Here is a 20,744-nt window from a genome sequence, read left to right as displayed (position 1 = left end):
GCAACTCGAACGCGTGCACGCGTGAGGAACGTTCCCTGCTGGGCCGGGTCTCCCACCGCGTCGATCACGGCCGCTGTCGCGGCCCTCGCCGAAGTCAATCACCGACTCTACCAGCACCCGCCGGGCGTGTCGTGCCTCAGTGCCCGGCGGCCACCGCTTCCTTCGGCACCCTGAGGAACGAGAGCACCACGAAGGCGAGGACGTAGAGCCCGACGAACGTCCAGACCACGCCGCCGGGCCCACCCCACGGCAGGACGGCGCTGACCACGGCGTTGCCGAGGAAGGTCGCACCGCCGGCCGCCGTCGCGTACATGGCCATCGCGGCGCCGCGGCGCTCCTCGCCGGCGAAGGCGGGGACGATCGCACCCATCGGCGTGAACCCGGCGAGCATGATGCCGAAGACCGTCCCAGCGGCGGTGGCGAGCCAGAAGCCCCACTCGGAACCGGCGGGCACCAGGTGCGGGACGTACCACCAGGCCAGCAGTCCGATCGCCGAGGCGCCGATGCCGAACCACTTGACGGTGCGGATCCAGCCGATGCGGTCGCCGAGGGCGCCGAAGAAGGCGTTGAACAGGATGTTGCCGGCGTAGACGATCACCGTCATCGTCAGCCACTTCGACTGGCCCCACCCGAGCTCGGTGCCGATGATCGCCGGCATGATCACGAACATGCCGAACTCGGGCGCCGTGTTGACGAGCCGGATCAGGACGGCGAGCAGGACCTTGGGCCGTGTGATGCAGACCTCGATGCCGCTGGCGATGACCCGAGCGGCGGAGTGCGAGCGCGGAGCGATGCGGCCGAGTCCGGTGGGCTCGTGGACACCGAACCGGACGATCACCCAGCCGGCCACGACCAGCACGAGTGACAGGGCCATCGACCACGTCTCCCCCGTGTGGCCGCCGCCGAACGCGGGGATGCTGCCGATCGCGATGAGCGAGCCGAGCGTCGGCAGGCCACCGGTGAAGACGACGTAGAACCAGCCGACGGCGGTGGCGTTCCGCTCACGTGCGACGGTGTGGTTCACCCAGCAGAGGAACGAGAAGGCGAACAGCGGGAACCCGAGTCCGCGCAGGAAGTACGTCAGGGCGATGAGTCCGACCGACCCGGTGGGCAGTGCCGCGAGGAACGCGACCTGGAACACCACCCACAGGACGGCGCCGATCGTCATGACGCGGCGGGGCCCCCACAGCTCGGAGAGCACACCGGCGAAGTACGACGCCACCAGGACCGCGACGCCGTAGATGCCGATGACCATCGCTGCACTGTCCGTGCCACCGGAGCCGAGCGCCGCGGCGATGTGCGGAGCGATGAAGTTCGACTCGATGCCGTCGCCCGTCATGAAGACGAGGACGCCGAGGAAGCCCCACCGCAGCGGGTGCGGGATGCCGAGGCGGGCGATGAGGCCCTCGCGCGCCACGGCGGGTGCCGGTGGCGTGGAGCCAGGTGGTGCGGTCGCGACGCCGTTCGGCGGGGTCAGGGTCGTGGTGCGTTCGGTGCGGGGTTCCGACATGTGTCGTCTCTCCTGGAGGGGCCCCGGAGTGCTCGACCCGGCATCGCGGCATGTCTCCGGGGTGCGCCGCGCGCCACGCTCCCGACCACCCGCGCAGTGGCTGCGGGCGGTCGGGGCGTCGGCGATGATGCGAGTCCTGTACCCGGGACGCCCCGTGCTGATGCGGAGACGGCTCCCGGCGGACCATCGCCGGCCCGAAGCATGGTGCCCGAGATTAGACCGCTCCAACGCCCCTCGTCAAGAACGACAACTGTTGTGTAACGATCCGGGCAGCAGAGCGTGCGCGGAGGGCGTTCCCGGCGTACTGGAGTCAGCGACCGAGGGTGCGCCGGTGCTCCTGCGCGGCCGCCAGCAGCTCGCGGGCGTCGTTGCTCGCGGCCTCGGCGGCGTCACGAGCACGTTCGAGGGCCTCGGTCTCCGCGGTGGCCCGGTCGAGTTCGCGCTGCAGGTCGGCCCGGCGCTCCTCGGCCTGCTCGAGGTCCGCCTCCGCGGCGTCGAGCGCCGCATCGGCGTCGCGCGACTCGCTCCGGGCTGCGGTCTCCGCCTGGCGTGCGGCTTTCCGCTCAGCGGCCGGGTCACGCTCCGGCTCGGGCTGGGCGTCCGGCTGCGGTTCGTCCTGGGGTTCCGTCTCCGTCGACCGGGAGGCACGGCTCGCCTTCCGCGCGCCCCTCGCCCGGGTGATCGGGATGGGTGGGGCATCGCTGCCGGACCAGGCGTCGGGCACCGCGTCCGGATCCGCGAGCGCCCCGTCCAGGTCGACCGCGTCGAACCCCACGCTCTCCAAGGGCGTCACGAGCAGCCCCGAGCGCACGGCGGCTCCGGCGTGCGGGTCGGCCATCGCGGCCTCGATCGTCGCGCGCACCTGGTCGAGCACGGCCGACGTCGCGGAGTGTCCGGCGTCCGAGGCGAGATCGGCCCCGGCCTGCGCCAGAGCCTCGATCACCTCGGAGCGTTGCTGTCGGAGTGTCCGGATCGCTCCGGGGTCGGCGTCGGCCTGGGCCTTGCGGAGGGCTGGTCCGAGGTCGACCGCGTCGTCGAGGGCGCCGTCGTGCGCGAGCAGGTCCACGACCCACGCTGCCGGTGCCGGCTTCCGGAGCTTCCCGATCGCCGCCGCCAGGTCGCGGTCGTCCTGCCGCACCGCGCGCTGGCGAGCCGTGCGCTCCGCGACGAAGTCCCCGGGTGCGACGAGCAGCAGCTCCCTGGCGACGTCTGCGAACTCCATGCCCCCAGCTTGCCCGCTACCAGTCGTGGACGGTGCCGTCGGCCAGACGGTTGAACGGCAGGTAGGCCTGCTCGTACGGGTACTTGCCGGCCTCGTCGACGTCGAGGCTGACCCCGAGGCCGGGCTCGTCACCGGGGTGCAGGTAGCCGTCCGTGAAGGTGAAGGTCTGCTGGAACACCTGGTTCGTCTGCGGCCCGTGCTGCATGTACTCCTGGATGCCGAAGTTGTGGATCGCCATCCCGAGGTGCATCTGCGCGGCGAGGCCGACGGGCGAGATGTCGGTCGGCCCGTGGAATCCGGACTTGACCTGGTACATCGCGGCGTAGTCCATCGTCTTCCGGAGCGGGGAGATGCCGCCCATGTGCGTGACGGCCCCGCGGACGTAGTCGATGAGCTGGTCGCGGATGATGTCCTTGAAGTCCCAGATGGTGTTGAAGACCTCGCCGATCGCGAGCGGTGTGGTGGTGTGCTGCCGGACGAGCTTCAGGGCTTCCTGGTTCTCGGCCGGCGTGCAGTCCTCGAGCCAGAACAGGTCGTACGGCTCGAGCGACTTGCCGAGCTTCGCGGCCTGCAGCGGGGTCATCCGGTGGTGACCGTCGTGCAGCAGCGGCAGTTCGGGTCCGAACTCGTTGCGGACGGCTTCGAACACAGTGGGCACGTGCCGGAGGTAGGCGCGGGTGTCCCAGTCCTCCATGGCGGGGAAGGCTCCGCGCTGCGCCGGCTCGAAGTCGTACCGGACGCCCTCGTTGCCCTCGGTGGTCTTGTTCGAGGCGATGCCGTAGATGCTCTCGAGGCCCGGGACACCGGTCTGCACACGGATCGAGCGGTAGCCCTCCTCCTGGTGTTCGCGGATCGAGTCGAACAGTTCGGGGAGTTCCTTGCCCGAGGCGTGCCCGTACGCCATCAGCCCGGTGCGCGAGGCCCCGCCGAGCAGCTGGTACAGCGGCATGCCGGCGACCTTGGCCTTGATGTCCCAGAGCGCCATGTCGACGGATGCGATGGCGGCCATCGTGACGGGCCCGCGGCGCCAGTACGACGAGCGGTAGAGGAACTGCCAGGCGTCCTCGATGCGGCTGGCGTCGCGGCCGATCAGCAGCGGCACGACGTGCTCGGACAGGTAGGCGGCGACGCCGAGCTCGCGGCCGTTCAACGTCGCGTCGCCGAGGCCGGTGACGCCGTCGGCGGTCGTGATCTTCAGCGTCACGAAGTTCCGGTTCGGGCTGGTGACGATGACCTCGGCGCGCTCGATGAGCTGGCCGCGGTCGGCCGACGCCCACGTGTCCGGACGCCCGGAGGTCTGCCCCGTCGCCGCGCCGGTGTCGGCGGCGCCCGGCACCGGGGCCGCGGGGTTCGTGGTGGTGTCGGTCATGCGTGGACTCCTTCGTCGGTGCTGCTGGTGGTGCGTGCGGCGGTGCTCGCCGCCCGGATGTCGTCGGCCGCCGCGGTGATCGCGTCGACCACGTCGGTGGTGTCGAGGTCGGGGGCGATGCCGCGCAGCACGTCGTGCACGTCCGAGTCTGCCCCGGGGGCTCCGTCGTCGTCCACGAGCTCCGGCTGCGTCGTGACCTGGAGCCACCACGCTGCGATCACCGTCGCGGCGCCGGGCCCGATGCCCGCGGACGGGTCGCGCTCGAGCCGGTGCCGCACGACGTCGACGACCCGGACGGGCAGCTTCTGCGACCCGCCGGAGGCGATCTGCCGCAGGGTGTGCCGGATGCGGGGGTTCGCGAACCGGTCCACGAGGGCGGCGCGGGCGGCGGCGACCTCGTGGGCGGGCAGCGGCAGTTCGCGGGCGGCCTCGTCCCACAGCTGCTCGACGGCGGCCCGGCACACCGGGTCGTCCATCGCCGCGGCGACGGTCTCGTGCCCGCGCTGGAGCCCGAGGTACGCGAGCAGCGAGTGCGAGCCGTTCAGCAGCCAGAGCTTCCGCTGCTCGTACGGGGTGACGTCGTCGACGATGCGCACGCCGGCGGTCTCCCACGCGGGCCGGTCGATGCCGTCGAAGCGGTCCTCGAGCACCCACTCCGCGAACGGCTCGGTGACCACCGGCACCCGGTCCCCGGCGAGCGCACCCGGCAGGGCGGCGAGGCCCACGACGTCGGCGTCGGTGGTGGCGGGCGTGATCCGGTCCACCATCGACGACGGGAACGCGACGTTCGCCTCGATCCACGCGCGCAGGTCGGGGTCCGTGGTGGCACCCAGCACGGCTTCGCGCAGCACCGCGCCGTTGTGCGTCAGGTTGTCGAGGCTGACCAGTGCGATGCGCCCGCCGCCGGCCGTCCGCCGGGCGTCGAGCCCCGCGACCAACCGAGCCGGGACGTCGGAACCGGATCGGTAGCCCTGCTCGGTGACCGTCAGCGTGACGATGGTCGTCGCCGGCGACGCGACCACGTGCCTCCAGGTCGTGTCGTCGCTGCCCGCGTGGGCGGCCACGATCGTGTCGACCACCTCGGCGTCGTCGCCGGCCGCGGTGCGGGTGACCAGCGTGTACCGGCAGTCCTGCGCGGACAACGCGTCGGCCGCCGCGGGCGAGCGGCCGGTGAAGGCGGTGATGCCCCACGGCTCCCCCGTGGTGTGGGCCGTGTACCAGGCGAGGTGGGCGCGCGCGAACGCGCCCACCCCCAGGTGCACGATGCCCGGTCGGCGGTCGGTCATGCCGACACCGGCACGAGGGCCCGCAGGTACGCCAGGTTGTCGGCGGTGCGGGCCTCGAGCGGCAGGTCGGTGGAGAAGTCCTCGATGGTGACCCACCCGTCGTAGCCGACCTGGCGGAGGGCGTCGAGGTACTCGGACACGGATGCCTGGCCGGTGCGCAACGGTGCCCACTCGTGCTGCCAGATCGTGCTGCCGTCGGCCCGGGTGTCGCCGGTGTCGACCCAGCGTGCGTTCTTCACGTGGGCGTGGGCGAGGTAGGGGCCGAGGAGCTCGAAGGCGGCGAGGTGGTCCTCGTACCCCTCGATGACCAGGTTGCCGAGGTCGTGGATGACGCCGACGTGCTCCGGGTCGAGGCCGTCGACGAGTCGCAGTGCCGCCGAGGCCGAGGGGGTGATGGTCATGTGGTGGAGCTCGACGAGCGCCTTGACGCCGAGCTCGGTCGCCCGGGTCACCGCCCACTCGAGGTCGGCTCGGGTGCGGTCGAAGATCTGCCCGTACGTCTCGCCGGTGCGTTCCTTCTCCTGCCGGTACACCGGCATCGAGACCCGGACCTGCCGGGCGCCGAGCTCGCTCGTGACGCGGAGCATCGTCTCGACGCCCTCGTGGTCCGACGCCTGCTGGTACCCGCCGATGCCGGAGTACTCGAGGCCGGCGGCGTCGGTGATCCGGGCGATCTCGCCGACCTGGTCCTGGATGCCGGTGAACTGCCACGTCGAGTCGTTGCCGGCCCAGAACGAGCGACCGGCGGGCACGACGGTGCCGTCCGCGGGGCGGTCGTCGACGATGCGCCACTCGACGCCGTCCCAGCCCTGGTCGGCCAGCGTCGAAGCGGCCTGCGACGGGGTCCAGTCGGGGGTGGACGCGGTGAACACGGAGAACTTCATCGGGTGGCTCCTTCGGTCGCGGTGTCGGACGTTGCTGCGGCACCGACCACGGGCACCACGTCGTCGTACTTCCCGTCGATCACGTCGTCGATCCGGACGGGCTGCCCGAGCGTCGCGCTGACGTAGAGCCCGCGGACGGTGGCGAGCGACACGAGGGCCGCGTCGACGGTCACGCCGGGCTCGCGGCCCTCGCGGATCGCGGCGACGATGTCGGTGTACTGCCGACCGTGGCCGGCGGCGAAGTGGTCGGGCTCGGCGGGGCCGCCGACGACGTGCTCCGGCGGGACGACGTCGTCCTTCTGGTCGACGGCACCCGCGACCGCCGACGCGTTCGCGGTGGTCGACGCGGACTCGAGGGTGGCGGCGTCGGGTGCGATGTGGAAGTAGGCCAGGCGGTCGTCGTCGACGATCGCGGACCCGTGGGTGCCGTACACGGCGTAGCGGGCGGAGAGCCCCGGGTACGCGGCGGTCGTGCAGTGGATGACGCCGAGCGCGCCGCCGGCGAACCGGACGGTGGCGACGGCGGTGTCCTCGACCTCGATGCGGTCGTGTGCGAGCAGCCCGGTCTGCGCCGAGATCTCGACCGGACGGCCGAGCGCCCAGACGAGCAGGTCGACGGTGTGCACGCCCTGGTTCATGACCGCGCCGCCGCCGTCGAGCGCCCAGGTGCCGCGCCAGTCGCCGGAGTCGTAGTAGCCCTGCGACCGGTACCAGGCCACGCTCGCGAGGCCCGAGGTCACGGTGCCGAACCCGCCGTCGTGGGCGGCCGCGGCGACGGCGGCCGAGGCCGGGTCGAACCGGTGCTGACTGATGACACTCGTGACCAGGCCACGGTCGCGGGCCGCCGCGGCGAGCGCGGCGATCTGCCGGGCGCGGGGCATCGTGGTGTCGAGGGGCTTCTCGATGACGACGTGCTTGCCGGCGGCCAGGGCGGCCTCGGCGAGCTGCACGTGCATGCCGGACGGCGAGCAGATCGCGACGACGTCGATGTCGGTCTGCTCGATCGCCTCCTCGATGGTGGACGTCGTGATGGGGCGGGTGACGCCCATCGCCTCGACCTCGTCGGCGGCGCTCGTGGCGGCCGCGGGGACCGCGTCGACGAGGGCGACGACCTGCAGGTCCGGGTGGTGGACGGCGACCGTGGCGTGGTGGCGTCCGATGACGCCGGCGCCGACGACTGCCAACTTCAGTGGGGTGGTCATCGCAGGGTGACTCCGATCTGGTCGGTGAGGGAGCGGAGGGCACGACCGGCGCGACCGAAGGCCGCGGGGCCGGAGAACCCGCCGAGGGAGGTGAAGTCGCTGAGGTGCGGCTCGAGCGAGGCGTAGCCGGAGTACCCGGCGTCGCGCAGCGCGGTGAGGGTCTGGAGCAGCTCGCCGTCGCCCTCGCCGGCGGGGACCACCGACGAGTCGGCGGCGAGCGCGTCCTTGACCTGCAGGTAGTCGACGTAGGGCGCGAGCTGCGCCCACCCGTCGGTGAACGGCTTGACGCCGCACTGCACGTAGTTCGCATTGTCCCAGGCCAGGCGGAGTGCCGTGGACCCGACGCTCTCGACGAGGTCGAGCACGCGCGCGGGGACGTCGCCGTAGATGTCCTTCTCGTTCTCGTGCAGCAGGGTCACGCCCTCGCGTGCGGCGAGGTCGGCCAGGGCGCGCATCCGGACGAGGACGTCGTCGCGGACGTCCTCGGGCGCTCGGCCCTCGAAGTAGAACGAGAAGATCCGGATGTTCGTGGTGCCGAGGGCGTGCGCGGCGGCGACCGCACGGCCGAGGCGTCCGACCTCGTGTTCGACGGGCTCGTCGACGGAGACCTTGCCGATCGGCGAGGCGATGGCGGACACGGTCTGTCCTCGCTCCTCGAGCAGGCGGTGCAGTCCGGCGAGCTGGTCCTCGTCGAGGTCGACGACGTTCACGCCCCAGGCGCTGCGGACCTCGATGGCGCTCGCGCCGAGCGCCTGCAGGACCGCGACCTGGACGACGGGGTCCGCGTCGATCTCGTCGCCGAAACCGGAGAGTTCCCACGTGGGCTGGTCGGTCATGGTGTCCTTTCGTGTCGGACGGGAGGCACGTGGCGGGGCCGCCACGGGCCTCCAGTCCGGTTCTGGGTTGCGGTGACTGCCGCGCTCACTTGACGGAACCGGCCGTCAGACCGCCCACCAGGTAGCGCTGGAAGATGAGGTACAGGGCGACGACCGGCACCGCGCAGACGATCGAGGCGGCCATCATCTGGCCGTAGATCGGGACCGCGCCGCCCTCCTGGGTGGTGCCGAGCACCTGCAGGACCACGGCCACCGTCCGGGTGTTCGGGGTCGTCATGATCGTGGAGAACAGGACGTCGTTCCAGCCGAGCAGGAAGGCGAAGATCGCGGAGACGACGATGCCGGGCCACGACAGCGGCATGACGATCTTCGTCAGGATCTTCGTGCTCGAGGCACCGTCGATGCGCGCCGCTTCCTCGAGTTCCTTCGGCAGGCCACGCAGGTAGGTGACCATCACCCAGGTCGAGAACGGCAGGGCGAACGTCAGGTAGGTGACGAACAGGCCCCAGCGGGTGCCGATGATCTGCACGCCCGTGGCGCTGGCGATGTTCGAGAAGACGACGAACACGGGCAGCAGCAGGAGCGTGCCGGGGATCGACTGCAGCGCGAGGAGCCCGCGCAGGATGGTCAGGCGCCCGAGGAACCGGAACCGGACCAGCACGTAGGCCGTGGACACGGCGAGCGCGGCACTCGCGATGGCGACCGCGCCGGCGGTGAGCATCGAGTTGACCAGCCCCTCGCCGAGGGCGACCGTCGACCAGATCTCGACGTAGTTCGACAGCGTGAACTCGGACGGGAAGTACTCGCCGCGGGCGACCGCGACGTCCGAGTTCACCGAACCGAACAGGATGTACAGGACCGGGACGGCGATGAACGCGATGATGACGGCGATCACCACGATGAGCAGCCAGCGGGGCAGGAGCCGGGTGACGTCGGTGTCGTACGGACGCTTGCTCCGTCTCCCGCCGCTGCCGGCCGTGATGCTCTCGGTGAGCGTCGCGGTGGGGCGGGTGCGGGTGCTGAAGGACGTGCTCGGGGTGGTCATGCGCGTGCTCCGTCGATGTCGGCGGCGGTCGGGGCGGCGGCGAGCGTGGCGCGGTCGGCGCGGCGCTGCTTCCGGTTGGGGCCGGCGTCGTCACCGGTGTCGAGCTTGACGGCTCGCAGGTAGACGAACAGCGGGATGGCGACGATGACGAGCGAGCAGATCGCCATCGCCGCGGACAGGCCGAAGCGGAACGACTGGAAGCTCGCGATGTACGTCAGGACGGGCATCACCTCGACGCTCGACGGCAGCGGGATGCCGAACAACACGAACGGCAGCGTGAAGTTGTTGATGTTGTGCAGGATCGCGATGATCACCGCGAGGCTGAGCGGTCCGCGCAGGTACGGGAAGATGATGTACCGCAGCTTCGCCCACCAGGTCACCCCGTCGAGCGCGGCGGCCTCGTGCACCTCGTTGTCCACGGCCTGCAGCCCGGCCAGCGACAGCAGGTAGACGAACGGCCAGCTCGTCCAGATCATCACGCCGGCGAGCGCCCAGTAGGACGCGGAGCCGTTCAGCCACAGCACGTCGGTGTGCAGGATCGAGTTCACCACGCCCTGCGGCTGCAGCATCGTGCGGAAGAAGGTGCCGACGACGAACGCGGGCAGCACGTAGGGGATCAGGTAGATCGACCGGACGAGGCCGCGCCCCGGGAACCGGTTCTGCGTGGAGATCGCGGCCGCGACGCCGATCGGGACGGTGACCGCCGTGACGAGCACGGACAGCGACACCGAGATCCAGATCGAGTGGAGCAGGGGTGAGTTCGTGAAGGCCTCGGTGAAGTTCGCGAAGCCGACGAAGGGGGCGCTGAACCACTGCCGCAGTGTGTACTGGTCCAGGTCGAGCATCGCGATGAAGAAGCCCACCAGGAGCGGCACCACGATGACGGCGAGCATGAGGACGCCGCCGGGGATGAGCATCCAGAGTGGACGCTCCTTCTTGTACAGGGGCGTCTTGCCGGCCGGGCGCACGGGCCGCGGCGGCGCCGCGTCGGTGCGGGGCCGGGTCTGCGTGCTGGTCATCACAGACCTCCGTTCTTCTGACGGTCGAGGGTGGACTGGGCGTCGCGTTGCGCTGCTTCGAGTCGCGCACGGAGCTGGTCGTCGGTGACCTCGCCGCCCTTGAGTGACGGGATCGACTGCACGACGACGTCGACCAGGGCGAGCTGGATGTCGGACCAGGCGCCGGTGAAGGCGGTGGGCTTCGACAGGCGGCCGGCGTCGATGATCGGCCCCAGCTGCGGGTTGTCGGCCGCGAGCTGTGCGGCGGCGTCGGCGTTCGTCGGCAGGTTGCCGAACAGGTCGTAGTACTCGAGCTGGGCCTTCGGGGCGCTGAGCTGCTTGACGAAGTCGAACGACAGGTCCTGCTTCGTGCCGTAGTCGGCCACGACCCAGTTGTCGCCGGACAGGATGCTCGCGGCCTCGATGCCGTCGGCGGGGCGTTCACTCGCGCCCGGTGGGACGGTGGGGAGCAGGGCGAACTCGTACTTCCCGTCGACCTTCGTGTCCGTGAAGGAGTTGATCGCGGTGGTGGTCGTCATCGGGAAGAACGCGGCCTTGCCCTCGGTGAACTGCGCGAGGGCCTGCGCGTTGTTCCAGCCGATCGCGGCCTTGTCGACGACGCCGTCCTTCGTGACCCAGTCGAAGTAGGTCCGGTACGCGTTCGCGACGGCGTCGCTGTCGATCTCGGCCTTCCCGTCCGTCGAGACGATGGTGTTGCCGGCGTTCTGCGCCATGCCCCACACGAACTTCCACGGGTCGAAACCGTCGGCGTAGGCGATCGCCATGCCGTGGCGGCCGTCACCGGTCGTGGCCTTCGCGTCCTCGGTGAGTTCGTCCCACGTGGTCGGCATGTCGGTGATGCCGGCCTTCGCGAGCAGGTCCTTGTTGACGGCCATGACGAACGGGCGGCTGGCGAAGGGGATCCCGATCTGCTGCGAGTCGCTCGGACCCGAGATGCCGAACGAGGCCGGGTCGAACTGGTCCTTGCCGCCGATGGCCTTCCACTCCTTCGCCCCCATCTCGACGAAGGCACCGGTGGCGTAGGCGGTCGGGGTGAACGTGGTGCCGATGGCGTAGACGTCGGGGCCCTGACCGGAGATGACGCTGGTCTGGATCGCGGTCAGTTCCTCCTGCGCGGACGAGTAGGTCTCCCACTGGATGTCCGCGCCGGTGGTGCGCTTGAACTCGGCGGCGGTGTCCTGCTGCCACTGCTTGCGCTCCTCGGGGTACGTGATGTCCGCGCCCATCATCACGCGGAGGGTGTTCGGGTCGTCGCCGCTGCCGTTCACGACGGCGCAGCCCTGCAGGGAGAGAGCGGTGAGGGCGATCACCGCGACGGCACCGACGAGAGTGCGGGGCTTGAGCCGTGTCCTGTTCATCCGGGGGTTTCCTCCTCGAGACCTCCTCCGGGCGGCGCTGCCCGGTGGCACCACTGTTCCGCCGTTGGCAACATCCGGCAACCGGTTGCCACTTGTTGCCAGACGCGAATACGTTCGGGCTCGTGAGCAGCACAGATACGGACGTCGGCGACGCCTCCGGCGCGGGTTTCAGCGCAGCCCGGCGCGTGACCATCCGGGACATCGCCGACGCGACCGGCGTGGCACCGTCGACCGTGTCCCGTGCACTCTCGCTCCCCGACCGCGTGAACCACAGCACGCAGGAACGCATCCAGCGGGCGGCCCGCGAACTCGGCTACGTCGCCAACTCGCAGGCACGCGCCCTGACCTCCGGTCGCACCCGCGCCGTGGCCGTGCTCGTCTCCGACATCACGAACCCGTTCTACTTCGACGTCATCCGCGGCACGCAGCACCAGCTCGCCGGGGCCGGCTGGACGCAGTTGCTCGTCGACACCGAGGAGTCCGCCGACGCCGAACTCGCCACCCTGAGCGCGATCGGCGCGAAGGCCGACGGCGTCGTCCTCACCGCGTCCCGCCTGTCCGACGCGCAGATCGCCCGGTTCGCCGAGCGCATCCCGCTCGTCGTCGTGAACCGTCGCCCCGCGGGGGTGCCCTCGGTGCTCATCGACACCCCCGGCGGCGTCGAGCAGGCGGTGCAGCACCTCGTCTCCCTCGGCCACCGCGACGTCCTCTACGTCGCCGGTCCGGACAGCTCGTGGTCGAACGAACGCCGGTGGAAGGCGCTCGTCCGCGTCGCGAAGCGCCTCGGCGTCCGCGTCGCACGCATCGGGCCGCACGCGCCCTTCGTCGACTCCGGAGCCGCTGCCGCCGACGCCGCCGTGCACGCCGGGGCCACCGCCTGCATCGCCTTCAACGACCTGATCGCCATCGGGATGCTCGCGCGGCTGCGGGAACGGGGCGTCCGCGTCCCCGAGGACATGAGCATCGTCGGCTGCGACGACATCTTCGGCGCCGACTTCTGCAACCCGCCGCTCACCACGATGACCTCGCCGATCGAACGCGCCGGCCGGGTCGCGATCCGGATGCTGCTCGGCCGCCTCGGCGCGATCCCCGCCGACGAGCTGCCCGGTGAGCACATGACCGGCGCCGTCGCACTGCCCACGCACCTGACCGTGCGGGAGTCGACGGGTCCCGCGCCCGCCTGACGCCGGCGCTCGCCCGCAGCACCCGCCGTCCCCGCCGTCCCCGCCGTCCCCGCCGTCCCCGCCGTCCCCGCCGTCCCCGCCGTCCCCGCCGTCCCCGAAGGAGTCGATGATGACCCAGACCAGCACCGCCACCCGTCTCGCCCCGCACCCCGACCGGCTGCTCCCCGCCGACCCCGGAGCACGCCGGGTGGCACGGACCGTCTACGACACGGTCAAGGACGCACCGATCATCTCTCCCCACGGCCACGTCGACGCGGCGCTCATCGCCGCGGACCAGCCGTTCAGCGACCCGGCGTCGCTGCTCATCACGCCCGACCACTACGTGCTCCGCTTGCTGCACGCGAACGGGGTGGACCTGGCCGCGCTGGGACGCGCCGACCTGTCGGGGACCAGCCCCGTGCCTCCCGGTCGCGCCATCTGGCGGAACCTGGCGGACCACTGGGACGACTCCCTCGGCACCCCCGTCCGCTACTGGTTCGAGACCGAGCTGCACGACGTCTTCGGACTGACGGAGCAGCCGTCGGCGGCGAACGCCGACGCCCAGTACGACCACATCGCCGGTCTGCTGGCTTCGCCCGCCTTCCGCCCGCGCGCGCTGTTCGACACCTTCGGCATCGAGGTCCTCGCCACCACCGACGGCCCCGCCGACGACCTCGCCGCGCACGCGCAGCTCGCCGCTGACCCCGCGTTCACCGGCCGGGTGGTCCCCACGTTCCGCGCAGACGCCGTGTTCGACCCCACCCGGCCGGACTGGAGGCCCGTGGTCGATGCCGTCGGACAGGCCGCCGGCATCGACACGGGCACCCACGCAGGACTGTTGGCAGCACTGCGCGCACGTCGCCAGTACTTCATCGAGCACGGCGCGACCGCCACGGACACCGGGGTGCTCGACGCCGGGTCCACGCCCCTGTCCGTCGCCGACCGTGAGCGCATCCACGCAGCGGCGCTCCGCGGCGACGTATCGACAGAGGACGCCACCGCGTACCGGCACGACATGCTCTACCGCTGGGCCGAGATGAGCGTCGAGGACGGCCTCGTCATGCAGCTGCACCCCGGCGTGATCCGGAACCACCACACGCCGACGCTCGAGCGGTTCGGACCGGACACCGGCCACGACCTGCCCGCCGTCGGCTCGTTCACCACGCCCCTGCGGCCGTTGCTCGAGGCCTTCGGGACCGCCCCGGGCTTCCACCTCGTGCTCTTCACCGTCGACGAGACCGTGTTCTCGCGCGAGATCGGTCCGCTCGCCGGCTTCTACCCCGCCGTGTACGCCGGTGCGCCGTGGTGGTTCATCGACACCCCGGCGGCGATCGGGCGGTACCGTTCCGCGATCACCGACTCGGCGTCGTTCACGAAGACCTCGGGCTTCATCGACGACACCCGTGCGTACTGCTCCATCCCCGCGCGGCACGACATGGCGCGGCGAGCGGATGCGGCGTACCTGGCGTCGCTCGTCGTGACGCACGAGATCTCCGAGGAGGACGCCGTCCGCACGGCGGGGCGCATCGTGTCCGACATCCCGCGGGCGACGTTCAAGCTGTAGGGGTGCGGGCCTCGGCCGGGGCCGTGCCGCAGCGGACGCGTTCCAGCGCGAAGCGGATCTCGGCTTCGGCGGTCTGGGCGTCGGGCGCGCCGGGTGGCCGTCGGTCCGGGTCACTGAGGTGGACGTGCCCGATCCGGTCGCGACCGACGCCGGTACGGTCGGACGATGGACCTCGACGTCACCGCTGCGTACGGCGACCGTGCCGGCGAGTACGCCGAGCTCCTCGGATCGATGTCGGCCGTCCACGACGAGGACCGGACACAGGTCGAGGCCTGGGCGTCCGGATCCGGCACTCGCATCCTCGACGCAGGGTGCGGGCCGGGGCACTGGGCCGCACACCTGGCGGATCGTGGACATGCGGTGATCGGCATCGACGCGGTCGCACCCTTCGTCGAGCAGGCACGACGCGCGCACGACGGCGTCGACTTCCGCCTGGGCGCGATCGAGTCCACCGGTCTCGACGACGGCAGCGTCGACGGGGTGCTCGCCTGGTACTCCGTGATCCACCACGATCCGTCCTGCGTCGGCGAGGTCTTCGCCGAGTTCCGCAGGGTGCTCCGGCCGGGCGGCGGCCTGCTGGTCGGGTTCTTCGAGGGGCCCTCGATCGAGTCCTTCGACCACGCGGTCGTCACGGCGTACCGGTGGCCGACGAGCGCACTGGCAGCGGTCCTCGACGACCACGGGTTCGACGTGGTGGACGTCCGGGTCCGGGTCGATCCGGGACAGCGGCCGCACGCTGCCATCCGCGCGACACGGCGGTGAGGCGCCTCAGCCGCGGCTGTGACCACGAGCGCGACGGTGGTGGTCGTGACGGTGCCGTCGATCGACATGTCGTTGATGCTGAAGCCGTCGTTCAGGCTTCAGCATCCAGCGAGTGCAGGACTGCGGAGATGTCCGCGACCGCGTCCAACTCCCCCTCTGCGATCGCGATGATCAGGTCGTACGCCTCGTCGTTCGTCGCCTGCAACCGACGGCCGTTCACTCCGAGGAACACCACCAGCAGCATGAGCCCCGATCGTTTGTTGCCGTCGACGAGTGCGTGGTTCCGAACCGCGGAGTGCACGAGCGCTGCGGCCTTCTCGAGCAGGGACGGATAGGCATCGCGTCCACCGACCGAGGTCGCCGGTCGCGCCACCGCGGCCTCGAGGAGTCCGGCATCTCGGATGACGAAGTCAGCCCCCAACGTCCGCCGAGCGATGTGCAGCGCTTCGTCGATCGTCAGGTAGATCATCGTCCGAGTCGCTCGAGCGCCTCGGCGAAGTTCGGCAACTCGCGGTCGATGACCCCGTCGATGAGGTCCCGTCGGCTGTGGTGCTCGATGTACTCGCGGATCGCTTCCCGAGCGACGTCCTGCATTGATCGGTCTTCGAGGTCGGCCCGGGTTCGGAGCGCAGCCGCCTCAGCATCGTCGAGTCGAAGTGTCATCGCCATCTGCATGATGGTATCAGTGGTGATACCAGGGCCGTCGATCAGTCGCATGGACCCACTCTTCGATCGATCGGTGCACGGTCCTCTGTCATGGAACGAGGATGTCGGGGTCGCAGCTCGACGATGACCCGCGGGGGCGACTCTGTGGACCATCTCTGACGAGGACCTGGCTGTGGAGGAGTCGCGCTCAGCCGGAAGTGACCGACAGCGCCGCGAGGATCGTCGTCACCGTGTCGTCGACCGGCCCGTCGATGGAGACGTCGACGGCGGCCTCGTCGGACTGCGGCCGTTCGAGCGTCGCGAACTGGGAGTCGAGCAGCGACGACGGCATGTACTCGTGCTGCCGGTGCGCCTGCCGCTCGGCGATGAGGTCGTGCGAGCCGTCCAGGAACGCGATGACGAGGCTCGGTGCCGACTGCCGGAGCCGATCGCGGTAGACGCGCTTGAGGGCCGAGTTGGCCATCACGCAGCGGCTCCCGGACGCCTCGACGGCGGCGATGCGCGCGGCGCAGGCGTCGAGCCACGGCCAGCGGTCGTCGTCGGTGAGCGGGATGCCCTGCCGCATCTTCTCCTTGTTCGCGGCCGGGTGCAGGTCGTCGGCGTCGACGAAGACGGTCGGCTGGCCCTGCTCGGCGAGCGCGTCGGCGAGCGCCTGCCCGATCGTGGACTTGCCGGAACCGGAGACGCCCATGACGAGGACGGGTGGGAGGACAGCGGTGTCGGTCATCCCTCCACAGTATTGACGGGGTGAACAGTGGTCCCCAGTTGCCGTAACACCCGTGCGGTCCCAGGGCGCCGACCGTAGGTTGGTCTCACGTCCGGACGAAGGAGACGACGTGGCAGACAGCACTGGTCAGGCGAACATCGGGGTCATCGGCCTCGCCGTCATGGGGTCGAACCTCGCACGCAACCTCGCGTCGCGTGAGGGCAACACGGTCGCGGTGTACAACCGCACCTACGCCCGCACCGAAGAACTCATCAAGGAGCACGGCGACGCCGGCTTCATCGCGTCCGAGGACCTCGACGGCTTCGTCGCCTCGCTCTCGAAGCCGCGCACGGCGATCATCATGGTGCAGGCCGGCAAGGGCACCGACGCGGTGATCTCGCAGCTCGCCGAGAAGTTCGAGGAAGGCGACATCATCGTCGACGGCGGCAACGCCAACTTCCACGACACGATCCGGCGTGAGCACGACCTGCGCGAGAAGGGTCTCAACTTCGTCGGCACGGGCATCTCCGGTGGTGAAGAGGGCGCGCTCAAGGGTCCGTCGATCATGCCCGGCGGCTCGAAGGAAGCCTGGGAGACCCTCGGGCCGATCCTGAAGTCGATCGCGGCGGTCGCCGAGGGCGAGCCCTGCGTGACCCACATCGGCACCGACGGCGCCGGGCACTTCGTGAAGATGGTGCACAACGGCATCGAGTACGCCGACATGCAGCTCATCGCCGAGTCCTACGACCTGCTCCGCCGCGTCGGGGGGCTCTCCGTCGAGGACCTGGTCAAGGTGTTCCAGGAGTGGAACGGCGGCGACCTCGAGTCCTACCTCATCGAGATCACGGTCGAGGTCCTGAAGCAGCGCGACGCCGACTCGGGCAAGCCGCTCGTCGACGTCATCCGCGACGAAGCGGGCTCCAAGGGCACCGGCGTGTGGACCGTGCAGAACGCGGTCGGTCTCGGCATCCCGGTCTCCGGCATCGGCGAAGCGGTGTTCGCCCGCGCGGTGTCGTCGAAGCCGTCGCAGCGTGCCGCCGTGCAGCAGGCGTTCCCGGACCGACCCGACATCGCCGAGGTCCCCGACGGCTTCGAGGACGACGTCCGTGCGGCGCTCTACGCCTCCAAGGTCGTCGCCTACGCGCAGGGCTTCGACCTGATCATCGCCGGGGCCAAGGAGTACGGCTGGGACATCAACCTCGGCAACGTGGCGAAGATCTGGCGGGGCGGCTGCATCATCCGCGCACAGTTCCTCAACCGCATCGTCGAGGCGTACGACGAGAACCCCTCGCTCGAGTCGCTGCTGGTGGACCCGTACTTCGCGAACGCCGTGCAGGAGGGCGAAGCCGCCTGGCGTCGCATCGTCGGGATCGCCGCCGCGTCGGGGATCCCCGCTCCGGGCTTCTCGTCGGCGCTGTCGTACTTCGACTCGCTCGCGTCCGAGCGGCTGCCCGCCTCGCTCATCCAGGGGCAGCGCGACTTCTTCGGGGCGCACACGTACCAGCGCATCGACAAGGACGGCACCTTCCACACGCTGTGGTCCGACGACGACCGCCGCGAGGTCGACCAGGAACCGTCCACCCACTAGACCGCGGCACGACCGCACCCTCGAAGGGCCCCGCCGATCGGCGGGGCCCTTCCCACGTCCGACCGCGGTCGGCTCGGTTCAGGCGACGATGCGCTCGCGTGCGAGGTCGGCGACGAGCCGGTCCAACCGCGGCCCGCGGCCGAGCAGTCGACGGGCGCCGGGAGCGGTCCGCACGAAGAAGGTCGCGACCGCGGGGGTGTCGTCCGGCCGGACGTAGTGGATCGCGACCGCGCACGCCCGTCGACCGTCGGCGCGGTCGCCGTCTCCGTGGACGTCCTCGATCCCGACGTGCACGACCCGGCTCCACCGGATCACGAGCAACCGGGTGGCCTTGCGGTCCTCGAGTTCCCACAGGGACGCCTCGGTCGCCCCGAATGCCCAGGTCACCCGCGGACCGAGGCTCGCCTCGGGGCGGACCTCGGCGATCGCGTCACGCAGTTCGGTCGTCGGAGCCGCCGGGACGAGCCAGACGGTGGGGTCGATGCGGCGGATGGCGAGCGCGAGGGCCTCGTCGGCCTGTCGGCGTCGCACCGCAGCGGCGCGGACGACCGCCACCACGATGACCGTGACGCCCAGCGCGATCGCACCGAACTCGACGATCCCGAACCAGGACAGATCGACCTCGGGCGCCGTGGAGACGACGACGACCCGTGCGGTGACGAGCGCCGCCCAGATGCCGACGATCACCCACCGCAACGTGGACAGCCGCTGCGCGGCCGACATCGGCGTGCGCTCGGGGCGGCGGGCGCGGCCGGGGCGCGGAACGGGATCTGGACGCCTCGGCACACCCCGATCCTCGCACGACCCGGTCGGCAGCTGCTGGCCGGCGTCGGTGAACGCCCGGGGAACCGCACGTACAGGCCACGAGCGGGCGGGCGACCTACGCTCGGGCGGTGACCACCGAACGCACCACGGACGTCCCGGCGCCGGGCGACCCATCGACGGACCAGCGCACGGCCGGCGTCCCGCTGCGCCGGCCCGCGGTCCTGGCAGCGGCCGTCGGGCTCGTGGCTGCCGCGGCCTTCCTCGGGATCGCCGAGTTCGGCGCGCTGCTCCTCGGTGGTGCCGGCAGCCCGCTGGTGGCCGTGGGGTCGGCCGTGATCGACCTCGCACCCGCGGGCGCCAAGAACCTGATGGTCGCCCTGTTCGGCACCGGCGACAAGGTCGCGCTCTTCGTGCTCATGACCGTCCTGGTCGCCGCGATCAGCGCCGGTGCCGGGGTCCTCGAACGCGCTCGTCCGCCCGTCGGAGCACTCGTCTTCGCCGTCGGCGGGGTGCTCGCACTCATCGCGGTCAGCACCCGGTCCGGCAGCGGCACGTTCGACGGCGCCCCGACCGTCTTCGGCGTCGCCGCCGCCGTGATCACCCTGCGGCTGCTGCTCCGTCGGCTCCGGCGCTGGGAGGCCGCCGCGGCCGTCCCGTCGGCGTCACCGCGACCTGCCTCGGCCGAGCGCCGCGCGTTCCTGGTCTGGGGCGTCGCGACCGCAGCGGTGGCGGTCGTGGTGGGCACTGCCTCCAGGGTGGGGTCGTCCGCGATGCAGGCGGTCGCCGCTGCTCGACGAGCCGTCCGGCTACCCGCGGCGGCGACGCCCGCACCGGCGGTGCCGGGCGGTGCCTCGCTCGACGTCGACGGGATCACGCCGTACGTCACGCCGAACGCCGACTTCTACCGGATCGACACCGCGCTGCGCGTCCCGTCGATCGACCCGGCCGACTGGAGCCTGCGCATCCACGGCGCCGTCGAGCACGAGGTGACGCTGACGTGGGACGAACTGCTGGCACTGCCGCTCGAAGAGCACATGGCCACGCTGAGCTGCGTGTCGAACGAGGTCGGTGGTGACCTGATCGGCAACGCGCTCTGGCTCGGGTACCCGATCCGGGAGCTCCTGGCGCGCGCGAAGCCGACCGGGGACGCCGACATGGTGCTGTCCCGCAGCATCGACGGGTTCACCGCCGGGACGCCGCTCGACGTGCTGCAGGACGAGGGCACGGATGCTCTGCTCGCCATCGGGATGAACGGGGAACCACTGCCGACCGAGCACGGGTTCCCCGCGCGGATGGTCGTGCCCGGGCTGTTCGGCTACGTGTCGGCGACGAAGTGGGTGACCGAGATGGAGGTCACGCGCTTCGCCGACGCGCAGGGCTACTGGACGCCGCGCGGCTGGTCGGAACGCGGGCCCGTGAAGCTCGAGTCCCGCATCGACACCCCGCGGAACGGGACGACCGTCACGGTCCGCGAGCAGGTCGCCATCGCCGGGGTCGCCTGGCAGCCGCACACCGGGGTGAAGGCCGTACAGGTCCGCGTCGGCTCAGGCGCGTGGCAGCAGGCGGAGCTCGCCGAGTCGGTGTCGGCGGACACCTGGCGCCAGTGGGTGCTGCGGTGGACGCCGACCGCCGGGTCGCACCGGATCGAGGTCCGCGCGGTGAGCGCCGACGGCGAAGTGCAGACGAGCGTCGAACGGCCACCAGCGCCGAACGGTGCGACGGGGTGGGCCACGGTGACGGTGGACGCGAAGTAGCGCGGGCCGGGCGGCGTGCGACCCGCCGTCTGCGTGTCGCCGAGG

The 20,744-nt window shown here is 71.2% G+C and carries 19 protein-coding genes; 5 read left to right on the top strand and 14 right to left on the bottom strand.

The annotated features are described in order from the left end of the window. Positions 1 to 136 precede the first annotated feature (136 nt). The 10 genes from KZI27_RS05795 to KZI27_RS05750 all read right to left on the bottom strand — a co-directional run bounded on the left by KZI27_RS05795 (position 137) and on the right by KZI27_RS05750 (position 11,731). Positions 137 to 1,510 carry an RbtT/DalT/CsbX family MFS transporter gene (locus KZI27_RS05795; protein ID WP_222659844.1) on the bottom strand — a complete coding sequence of 458 codons (1,374 nt, stop codon included), beginning with the start codon at positions 1,508 to 1,510 and terminating at the stop codon, positions 137 to 139. 310 nt (positions 1,511 to 1,820) lie between these two features. Then, positions 1,821 to 2,732, bottom strand: coding sequence for a hypothetical protein (locus KZI27_RS05790; RefSeq protein ID WP_222659842.1), 912 nt, complete (start codon positions 2,730 to 2,732; stop codon positions 1,821 to 1,823). A 16-nt stretch (positions 2,733 to 2,748) separates the two neighbouring features. Further along, positions 2,749 to 4,101, bottom strand: a complete 1,353-nt coding sequence (gene manD, locus KZI27_RS05785; RefSeq protein WP_261784112.1) for a D-mannonate dehydratase ManD — start codon at positions 4,099 to 4,101, stop codon at positions 2,749 to 2,751. After that, entirely contained in the window at positions 4,098 to 5,387 is a 1,290-nt protein-coding gene (locus tag KZI27_RS05780) for a mannitol dehydrogenase family protein (RefSeq protein ID WP_222659840.1), read from the bottom strand. Before KZI27_RS05780 ends, manD begins: the two co-directional genes overlap by 4 nt. Next, positions 5,384 to 6,271 (bottom strand): sugar phosphate isomerase/epimerase family protein, encoded by an 888-nt coding sequence (locus KZI27_RS05775; RefSeq protein WP_222659838.1) that lies wholly within the window; start codon positions 6,269 to 6,271, stop codon positions 5,384 to 5,386. Before KZI27_RS05775 ends, KZI27_RS05780 begins: the two co-directional genes overlap by 4 nt. Further along, positions 6,268 to 7,473, bottom strand: a complete 1,206-nt coding sequence (locus tag KZI27_RS05770) for a Gfo/Idh/MocA family protein (RefSeq protein ID WP_222659836.1) — start codon at positions 7,471 to 7,473, stop codon at positions 6,268 to 6,270. The genes KZI27_RS05775 and KZI27_RS05770 overlap by 4 nt, the downstream gene beginning before the upstream one ends. Further along, a complete protein-coding gene (locus KZI27_RS05765; protein ID WP_222659834.1) occupies positions 7,470 to 8,309 on the bottom strand; it encodes a sugar phosphate isomerase/epimerase family protein in 840 nt (279 codons plus the stop codon). Before KZI27_RS05765 ends, KZI27_RS05770 begins: the two co-directional genes overlap by 4 nt. 85 nt (positions 8,310 to 8,394) lie before the next feature. Continuing rightward, positions 8,395 to 9,354, bottom strand: coding sequence for a carbohydrate ABC transporter permease (locus KZI27_RS05760; RefSeq protein WP_222659832.1), 960 nt, complete (start codon positions 9,352 to 9,354; stop codon positions 8,395 to 8,397). Then, a complete protein-coding gene (locus tag KZI27_RS05755; protein ID WP_222659830.1) occupies positions 9,351 to 10,373 on the bottom strand; it encodes a carbohydrate ABC transporter permease in 1,023 nt (340 codons plus the stop codon). Before KZI27_RS05755 ends, KZI27_RS05760 begins: the two co-directional genes overlap by 4 nt. Then, positions 10,373 to 11,731: an ABC transporter substrate-binding protein gene (locus KZI27_RS05750; RefSeq protein ID WP_222659828.1), complete on the bottom strand. Its 1,359-nt coding sequence runs from the start codon at positions 11,729 to 11,731 to the stop codon at positions 10,373 to 10,375. Before KZI27_RS05750 ends, KZI27_RS05755 begins: the two co-directional genes overlap by 1 nt. A 122-nt stretch (positions 11,732 to 11,853) precedes the next feature. Here KZI27_RS05750 and KZI27_RS05745 point away from each other — a divergent pair, with 122 nt between their 5' ends. The 3 genes from KZI27_RS05745 to KZI27_RS05735 all read left to right on the top strand — a co-directional run bounded on the left by KZI27_RS05745 (position 11,854) and on the right by KZI27_RS05735 (position 15,220). Next, the gene (locus tag KZI27_RS05745; RefSeq protein WP_410004022.1) at positions 11,854 to 12,915 is read left to right on the top strand and encodes a LacI family DNA-binding transcriptional regulator; all 1,062 of its coding nucleotides are present in this window, start codon (positions 11,854 to 11,856) and stop codon (positions 12,913 to 12,915) included. Positions 12,916 to 13,024: 109 nt separating this feature from the next. Further along, a complete protein-coding gene (gene uxaC, locus KZI27_RS05740; RefSeq protein WP_222659826.1) occupies positions 13,025 to 14,458 on the top strand; it encodes a glucuronate isomerase in 1,434 nt (477 codons plus the stop codon). A gap of 165 nt (positions 14,459 to 14,623) precedes the next feature. Then, positions 14,624 to 15,220, top strand: a complete 597-nt coding sequence (locus tag KZI27_RS05735; RefSeq protein ID WP_222659824.1) for a class I SAM-dependent methyltransferase — start codon at positions 14,624 to 14,626, stop codon at positions 15,218 to 15,220. 91 nt (positions 15,221 to 15,311) lie between these two features. Here KZI27_RS05735 and KZI27_RS05730 read toward each other — a convergent pair whose 3' ends face one another. From KZI27_RS05730 to KZI27_RS05720, 3 genes are all read right to left on the bottom strand, one after another. Further along, the gene (locus KZI27_RS05730) at positions 15,312 to 15,689 is read right to left on the bottom strand and encodes a type II toxin-antitoxin system death-on-curing family toxin (protein ID WP_222659822.1); all 378 of its coding nucleotides are present in this window, start codon (positions 15,687 to 15,689) and stop codon (positions 15,312 to 15,314) included. Next, complete coding sequence (locus KZI27_RS05725) at positions 15,686 to 15,889, bottom strand: hypothetical protein (RefSeq protein WP_222659820.1); 204 nt, start codon at positions 15,887 to 15,889, stop codon at positions 15,686 to 15,688. The genes KZI27_RS05730 and KZI27_RS05725 overlap by 4 nt, the downstream gene beginning before the upstream one ends. Before the next feature lie 184 nt (positions 15,890 to 16,073). After that, positions 16,074 to 16,613 carry a gluconokinase gene (locus tag KZI27_RS05720; RefSeq protein ID WP_222659819.1) on the bottom strand — a complete coding sequence of 180 codons (540 nt, stop codon included), beginning with the start codon at positions 16,611 to 16,613 and terminating at the stop codon, positions 16,074 to 16,076. A gap of 109 nt (positions 16,614 to 16,722) precedes the next feature. On the opposite strand from KZI27_RS05720, the gene gndA reads away from it, so the two are divergent. After that, positions 16,723 to 18,180 (top strand): NADP-dependent phosphogluconate dehydrogenase, encoded by a 1,458-nt coding sequence (gene gndA / locus KZI27_RS05715; protein WP_222659817.1) that lies wholly within the window; start codon positions 16,723 to 16,725, stop codon positions 18,178 to 18,180. Positions 18,181 to 18,258: 78 nt separating this feature from the next. On the opposite strand, the gene KZI27_RS05710 is transcribed toward gndA, so the two are convergent. Beyond that, positions 18,259 to 18,966, bottom strand: coding sequence for a hypothetical protein (locus KZI27_RS05710; RefSeq protein ID WP_222659815.1), 708 nt, complete (start codon positions 18,964 to 18,966; stop codon positions 18,259 to 18,261). A gap of 107 nt (positions 18,967 to 19,073) precedes the next feature. On the opposite strand from KZI27_RS05710, the gene KZI27_RS05705 reads away from it, so the two are divergent. Next, positions 19,074 to 20,699: a molybdopterin-dependent oxidoreductase gene (locus tag KZI27_RS05705; RefSeq protein WP_315971210.1), complete on the top strand. Its 1,626-nt coding sequence runs from the start codon at positions 19,074 to 19,076 to the stop codon at positions 20,697 to 20,699. Positions 20,700 to 20,744 lie beyond the last annotated feature (45 nt).

This window comes from Curtobacterium sp. TC1, from assembly GCF_019844075.1.
GTDB lineage: Bacteria > Actinomycetota > Actinomycetes > Actinomycetales > Microbacteriaceae > Curtobacterium.
Note: the sequence above shows the minus strand (reverse complement) of the source record. Positions and strands in the feature narration are given on the sequence as shown.